Source organism: Mesorhizobium sp. M7A.F.Ca.US.002.01.1.1 (assembly GCF_004022955.1).
Lineage (GTDB): Bacteria > Pseudomonadota > Alphaproteobacteria > Rhizobiales > Rhizobiaceae > Mesorhizobium > Mesorhizobium ciceri.
In genome coordinates this window covers 1-5,854 of record NZ_RZQE01000381.1, presented here as the reverse complement: position 1 = coordinate 5,854, position 5,854 = coordinate 1, and the positions used below count along the sequence as shown (strand labels likewise).

Here is a 5,854-nt window from a genome sequence, read left to right as displayed (position 1 = left end):
GCCTGCGCGGCGTCCGTATCGAGCTCACCCATTTTGAAGGCCCGGGGTCTTTGGCGCTGCTCCAACGCATCAATACGGACAAGATAACCTTTGGCTTTGCGCCAGGAAAACCGCCCAAAAAGGGGGAAAAAGCTTCACCGGCCGATAATCAGCGGCTTAAGGATATCCTAAACCAGCTCAATCTCGGGCAAATTCAATCGGCCATCATCAGCCGCTGACGGCTTCCTTTCAGCATGTCAGCACTACCGTAAAAGAAGATCTGGAATTGGTCCCAAGCCTTTTGCAATCCGAAGTACTCCGGATGCGCCAAAAACAAGGCGGAAATGACGCAAGGGGTTTGAAGCTCCGATAACTGCCTGGACGCGCAGCGAAGGGCGATCCCCTCCACTGGACGCTTGTAAAAGGCAGGGGTTTTCGGCGGCCGTGGCCGGAGCGTTCAGTGGAATTTGTTTGGCTGAAGCCTTGCCAGGCGCCCAGATTCGGCATGAAGCGATCGAGGTCTTTGGATGAAAAAGAACATCGTCATTTGCTGCGACGGCACCGGCAACGAGGTCGAAGGGGACCTGTCTAATGTTCTCAAGCTGTTTCGGATTGCGCAAAAAAACGACGAGCAGATCGTCTACTACAATCCGGGTGTCGGCACGATTGGCCTGAGCAGCGAATGGAACAACGTTCTCCAGAACGCCAAAGGGATTTTCGGCCTGGCGACGGGCTATGGTCTCGACGACAACATCATGGATGCCTACCGGTTTGTGTGTCAGCGCTATGAGGACGGTGATAAGCTTTTCCTGTTCGGGTTCAGCCGCGGCTCCTACACGGTGCGTGCTCTGGCAGGATTGATCCACATGGCGGGTCTCCTCAGACCCGAGCAGCTCAACGTCGCGACCTATGCCTTAACCGCATACAAGCGGGCCAGCGAACAGAACAACCTTCACCTTGCATGGGATTTCGGACGGATCATGGGCACGCGGCGCGCCAGGATCCATTTCCTCGGCGTGTGGGAAACGGTGGCCTCGATGATTGTGCCGCGCAGGGACCGTTTCTACCTGCCTAGCCTGCGCACGCTGCCGTTCACACGCAAGAACCCTAGCGTGCGGTGCTTCCGGCACGCGGTTGCGATCGACGAGCGACGACGCATGTTCCGGCTGAACCGTTGGGAACCAGGACAAAATTACGTGCCAGTCCCCTTTGCCGATCCACCGAGCGACGTTCCACAGGACACCTTGCAGATGGCATTTGCGGGTGTGCATTCTGACATCGGCGGAGGCTATCCTGAGTCCGAAAGCGGCCTTTCCAAATTCCCGTTGGCCTGGCTTATCACCGAGGCAGCCGCCCAAGGCTTGCAGATAGATGTCGCAATGTACGACCACCTTGTCGACGGGAAGGTCCTGACCGGCGGCAAACATGCCTATGTCCCGCCCGACGCCACAGGCGAGCTGCACAATTCGCTGACTTGGGGGTGGTGGATTCTTGAACTTCTACCCAAAAGCCTGAAATGGCGGGAATGGAAACGGCGCTCCCTCTTCCGTTTGTATCTGCCGTGGGGCGAGCCTCGCAGGTTGCCCGACGACCTCAATATCCATCCTTCGGTAGAGGACCGGCGCAATCGCTTGGCCAGCTACCGGCCGGTAAATGTCTGTTTTCCCGGCAATGGCGCGCCTCCTAGACCGGCTAAGCCCTGACGTGACGTGGCCATTGTTGAACGAAAGACGACACAGCGGTTAGACCACCTCGGAAATCCGCTGCGACTACCTCCATCACCGCTCCTTCATCGGGCGACTTGAATTACGAACTTGAACCTTCCGACCTTTTCGATGCGCGCAAGGGAGTCTGGTTCGATAAAGGGCGGGCGGCTTCGTTGAGGCACTCATGATAGACTACGGTTTAGAACTGGTCCTGGAGCGCGATCGCTCCGCCACTCGACCATGCAGACAGCGAACCCACTCCCCTCCGCCTTTTCGTGATATGGTCCGATCCACGTTGGAGATGGTCGCGACATGTACGTTAGAAGCTTGAAAGTGTCGAACTTACGATCGGTCGCCAAAGGACGGCTTGATCTCGTTTATCCTGGTCGAGAGTGCGACGGCCCATTCCGAAAGGGCTTTCCAAACTGGCCGCCCAAGCTGTCGAACGTGAACGTGCTGCTGGGGATCAACGGCGCAGGCAAGAGCACCATGCTCGACGCGATCGCGTTGGCGGCAATGTCCCCTGTCGTATCCGAATCCTCGGGCTTCCGACCCTATGCCTTGATTCGTCGCGTGGCGTCGGGTGATGCGCCCAAGACCGCCTCTATCGAGGCGGAGGTCGTGGTGCATCCGCAGGATATTGACGGTCCCAAGAACCGGGCGGAGGTCATCCGGGAAATCGGGGCGACCGTGGAGCGCCGGGGCGACCTTGAGGTCCTGAAAGCGGTTCAGCATCCGGACCCGTTGTGGGAAGGCATGTTCAAGGATCAGTCGCCAGCCTTCCTGATGGTGGGATATGGAGCCACCCGCAGAGTGGAGACCAACGCTCAAGTCGATGAGGCGCTTCGATCGCGCACTCGAGTACTCAGATACGAGCGCATAGCCTCGCTCTTCGAGGACCATTTCACGCTGCGCCCGCTCTCAAGCTGGCTCCCGGAATGGCAATCGAAGAACCCGGGGCGCTATAAGCAGGTCGTGGCGCTCATCAACAAGCTGTCGTTGAAGCACATCAAGTTCACGGGCCGAATCGAACGTGGTGAGTATCTGTTCGAGGTTGGACGGAACCTCGTTCCCTTCAGCGCGATGTCGGACGGGTTCAAGGCCTTCATCGGGTGGATTGGCGACCTTCTGTATCATGTGTGCATGGGCTGCCCGAGCGGCAAACGGCTGGTGGACAACAAGGGCGTCGTGCTGGTCGACGAGATCGACCTGCACATCCACCCGGAATGGCAGCAGACGATGATCCCAGTGCTTGCCCGCGCCCTCCCAAATCTGCAGTTCATCTTCACCTCACACAGCCCATTGGTGGTCGGATCCCTCGAGCGTGCCAACATCATCCACGTCGAGACGGGCGCCAACGGAACGGCGAGGATGGCGCGACCGGACGAGGAGATTTACGGGAAGACCGCGGACCAGATCCTAAGGTCCGACATGTTCGGCCTCGATTCCACTCGCGCTCCTGCATTTCGCGCGCAACTGGACAAGCTCGCGGAGGCTGCCACGGGTGGCGACAGGGATGCAGCGCTCGACTTCATGCGCCAGGCGGCGCGAGGCAGCGGCGCGACGGAGGCAGCTCGATCTGCCGAGCAGCGCGAGATGCCGAGTTGGCTGAAGCCCTCTTCGATGGCGGAGGAGTGAATGATTCGCTACGCGGATGCGACACTGGCGAATGTCTGCACCCTGGTCGATGCTGAAAAGCCCGCCTGGCGCACGGATGCCGCGACGAGAACCGCCCTGATCGTCGCAGCCGGGGCTTTCAGCAAGGGTGCGCCTTCCTGGAGCGACATCAAGGCAATCTTCATGCGCTTGCAGTCCAATAAGTGCGCGTTCTGCGAGTTCCCCCTCGGAGGAGAGTTCGCTGGCAAGGCGACGCAGGACGTCGAGCATTTCAGGCCCAAGAATGAAGTAAAGGCCTGGCCCAACAAGGCCAAGAAGCCTACCTACGCGTTTAATACCGGAGGCACTGGTAGCGGCTATTACTGGCTCGCGTACGATCTCTCCAACTACGCTGCTGCCTGCAAGGCCTGCAACACGGCGCGGAAGTCAAACTACTTCCCGATCGCAGGTGCAAGAGGCGCTGCAGCCAACACTGCGGCCGAACTCAATGCTGTCGAACAGCCCTACCTCGTTTTCCCTTTGGGCGAAGCAGATGAAGATCCCGAATCGCTAATCACCTTCGAGGGCCTGGTCGCGTTGCCCGCCCAGGAGGATGGCCATGCGCACCGCCGCGGCAGGGTCACCATAGATTTCTTCGCGCTCAATCAGCGCGAGGAACTCTGGGAGGATCGCTTTCGAACGATCTATGCACTCTTTGATGCCGTGGAGATAACGAAGACGAGTTCCAAATCGGATCGTGTCGAAATCGCGAGGAGAAGAATCCAGGACATGATCTCGACCGCTGGCGCTCAGGCCGCATGCGCAAGGTCTTTCCTGCGACTGCTCCAGACAGATCCGCAAAAGGCCTGGGACTACTACGTGGCGGCCGAGGAATTCATCAACGACAATCGAATGAAGAGGGGGCCCAAACTGGGCTGACGGGGCCAGGCCGCAAGCTGTCCCAGGCTTTCGATGGCGGTGTCGCTTCTGCGCCTGCCTCGCTCGGATTATGACCTTCCAACATGGCGGGGCACACTTCTAGGACGTCAATAATCTGCTAGACAGAAGCGTCGTCCTACATGACGCGACGAAGCGCCGTCACATGATGCCAGCTGTGAGCTAAGTGACTACGCCTACGCGCGGCAACGAAGTGCGAAATGCGGCGAGGCTGAGTGGGGGGAAAGGCGGTAGCGCTCTCCCGACTCGAACCCCCGAACACTTTGCGAATTGCAGACTCGAATTTGTGACCTCTGCCTTCGGAGAATGGATAGTGCGGAAGCCAGGCGCGAGGCGAAAGTCCTGTTGGGTCAGGTTGCAAGGGGCGGCAACCCCGCTGAAGAGCGCAAGCTCGATCGCGAGGCGATCACCGTCAAGGAGCTCTACACCCGTTATCTCGAAGATCTCAAGAATGGGCTCGGCTCGGGAAAAGAGGATGGCCAAAGAAGCCCACGACAATCTCCACCGATGTCGGGCGCGTTGAGCGCCACATCGAGATCGCCTTTCCAACTCTCGTCGCGGTGAGGTCGAGCGGTGATTCGACTCCTATCGTCTCGACAAAGCGCTCGACAATTTCCGACTTCAGGCTGTCTAACCCTTCAAAGCCCTCATCGTAGTTTCATACCAGCATCGTGAAAAGACAGGTGAGCGGTGTTTCCATGCTGCTAGCATTTGTCAGTCGTTGCAGACTTTTGCGACAGCATTAGACGCCTGAACCAGGCCGGAAAAATCACTCACGCTCTCGTCGTCTGTGGGCGCCGATGATAGTCGGACAGCGATCAGCTTATTTGGGAGGATTGCAACAACCTGTCCGCCGTAACCCATGAACCGTGCGAAATTTCCGCTGCACCCATCAAAGGAGAAGTCATCGATCCAGAAAGAACTAAAGTATCTCTGGCCCAGGCCGGTTGGACGGCCTGTTGTCAAGCCCCACTTGTGATGGTTCGTCAAACCCTCTTGGGTCTTCTGCTGGCTAAGAACTTGGCTCCCTGAAACTGCGCCATCATTTTGAAAGAGCTCGGCAATTTTTACGAGGTCGTCGATGGTCGCATACAGCCCCTCGAACGCAAGCGGCTGCTTTTTTACACCAAACGTGGTTGCCACCGGCAGGTCATAGACCCTGATTTTTTCGTACACTTCCCGTCGTAGCATCGATACGATATCTTTGTCAGCGCCTTCCTTCTCTTTAAGTAGACTATCCAAGGCCGCAACCAAGACGAAGTAATCCTCGTCTCTGTAGCGAACAAACCTGTCGATACCCCAGCCATAGGATCTGCGGCGTGCCAGCGCCTTCTCTAGTTTCGATGTGAAATCGCCATCGTTGTAAAATGCCATATATGAATCATCGTAAGGCTCGTCACCGATGTTCGCTTCCGGCTTCCCGGCCCCGTTTCCGACACCGGTCGCCATATTGAGTGCGCTGCCCAGCGTGACGTCTTTCCATGCCAGAAAGCGTTTCGCTTCAGGCAGGAGATCGTCAATCTTCATGGTGAAGATCTGATCGCCGTACTTGGCCGCCATCCGAAGCATGGCCATTCGCGCAACAGCGGATTTTGTCGCGGACCACACGCCGAAGC

General features: G+C 57.9%; 3 protein-coding genes and 3 pseudogenes. 5 read left to right on the top strand and 1 reads right to left on the bottom strand.

Annotation, left to right across the window (positions count from 1 at the left end):
• The 5 genes and pseudogenes from EN932_RS38095 to EN932_RS27205 form a co-directional block, all read left to right on the top strand.
• Positions 1-218, top strand: a pseudogene (locus tag EN932_RS38095) (hypothetical protein); the annotation flags it as partial.
• Between the two features lie 288 nt (positions 219-506).
• A complete protein-coding gene (locus EN932_RS27220) occupies positions 507-1,682 on the top strand; it encodes a DUF2235 domain-containing protein (protein WP_128337886.1) in 1,176 nt (391 codons plus the stop codon).
• Positions 1,683-2,132: 450 nt separating this feature from the next.
• A complete protein-coding gene (locus EN932_RS27215; protein ID WP_245483332.1) occupies positions 2,133-3,323 on the top strand; it encodes an ATP-binding protein in 1,191 nt (396 codons plus the stop codon).
• Positions 3,324-4,220 (top strand): hypothetical protein, encoded by an 897-nt coding sequence (locus EN932_RS27210; protein WP_128337888.1) that lies wholly within the window; start codon positions 3,324-3,326, stop codon positions 4,218-4,220.
• Between the two features lie 324 nt (positions 4,221-4,544).
• Positions 4,545-4,771 (top strand): annotated as a pseudogene (locus tag EN932_RS27205) (integrase); the annotation flags it as partial.
• A gap of 181 nt (positions 4,772-4,952) precedes the next feature.
• Here EN932_RS27205 and EN932_RS38090 read toward each other — a convergent pair.
• Positions 4,953-5,854, bottom strand: a pseudogene (locus EN932_RS38090) (hypothetical protein); the annotation flags it as partial.

Coding starts and splice junctions, on each gene's coding strand:
- EN932_RS27220 (WP_128337886.1), top strand. CDS start 507: ATGAAAAAGAACATCGTCATTTGCTGCGACGGCACCGGCAACGAGGTC.
- EN932_RS27210 (WP_128337888.1), top strand. CDS start 3,324: ATGATTCGCTACGCGGATGCGACACTGGCGAATGTCTGCACCCTGGTC.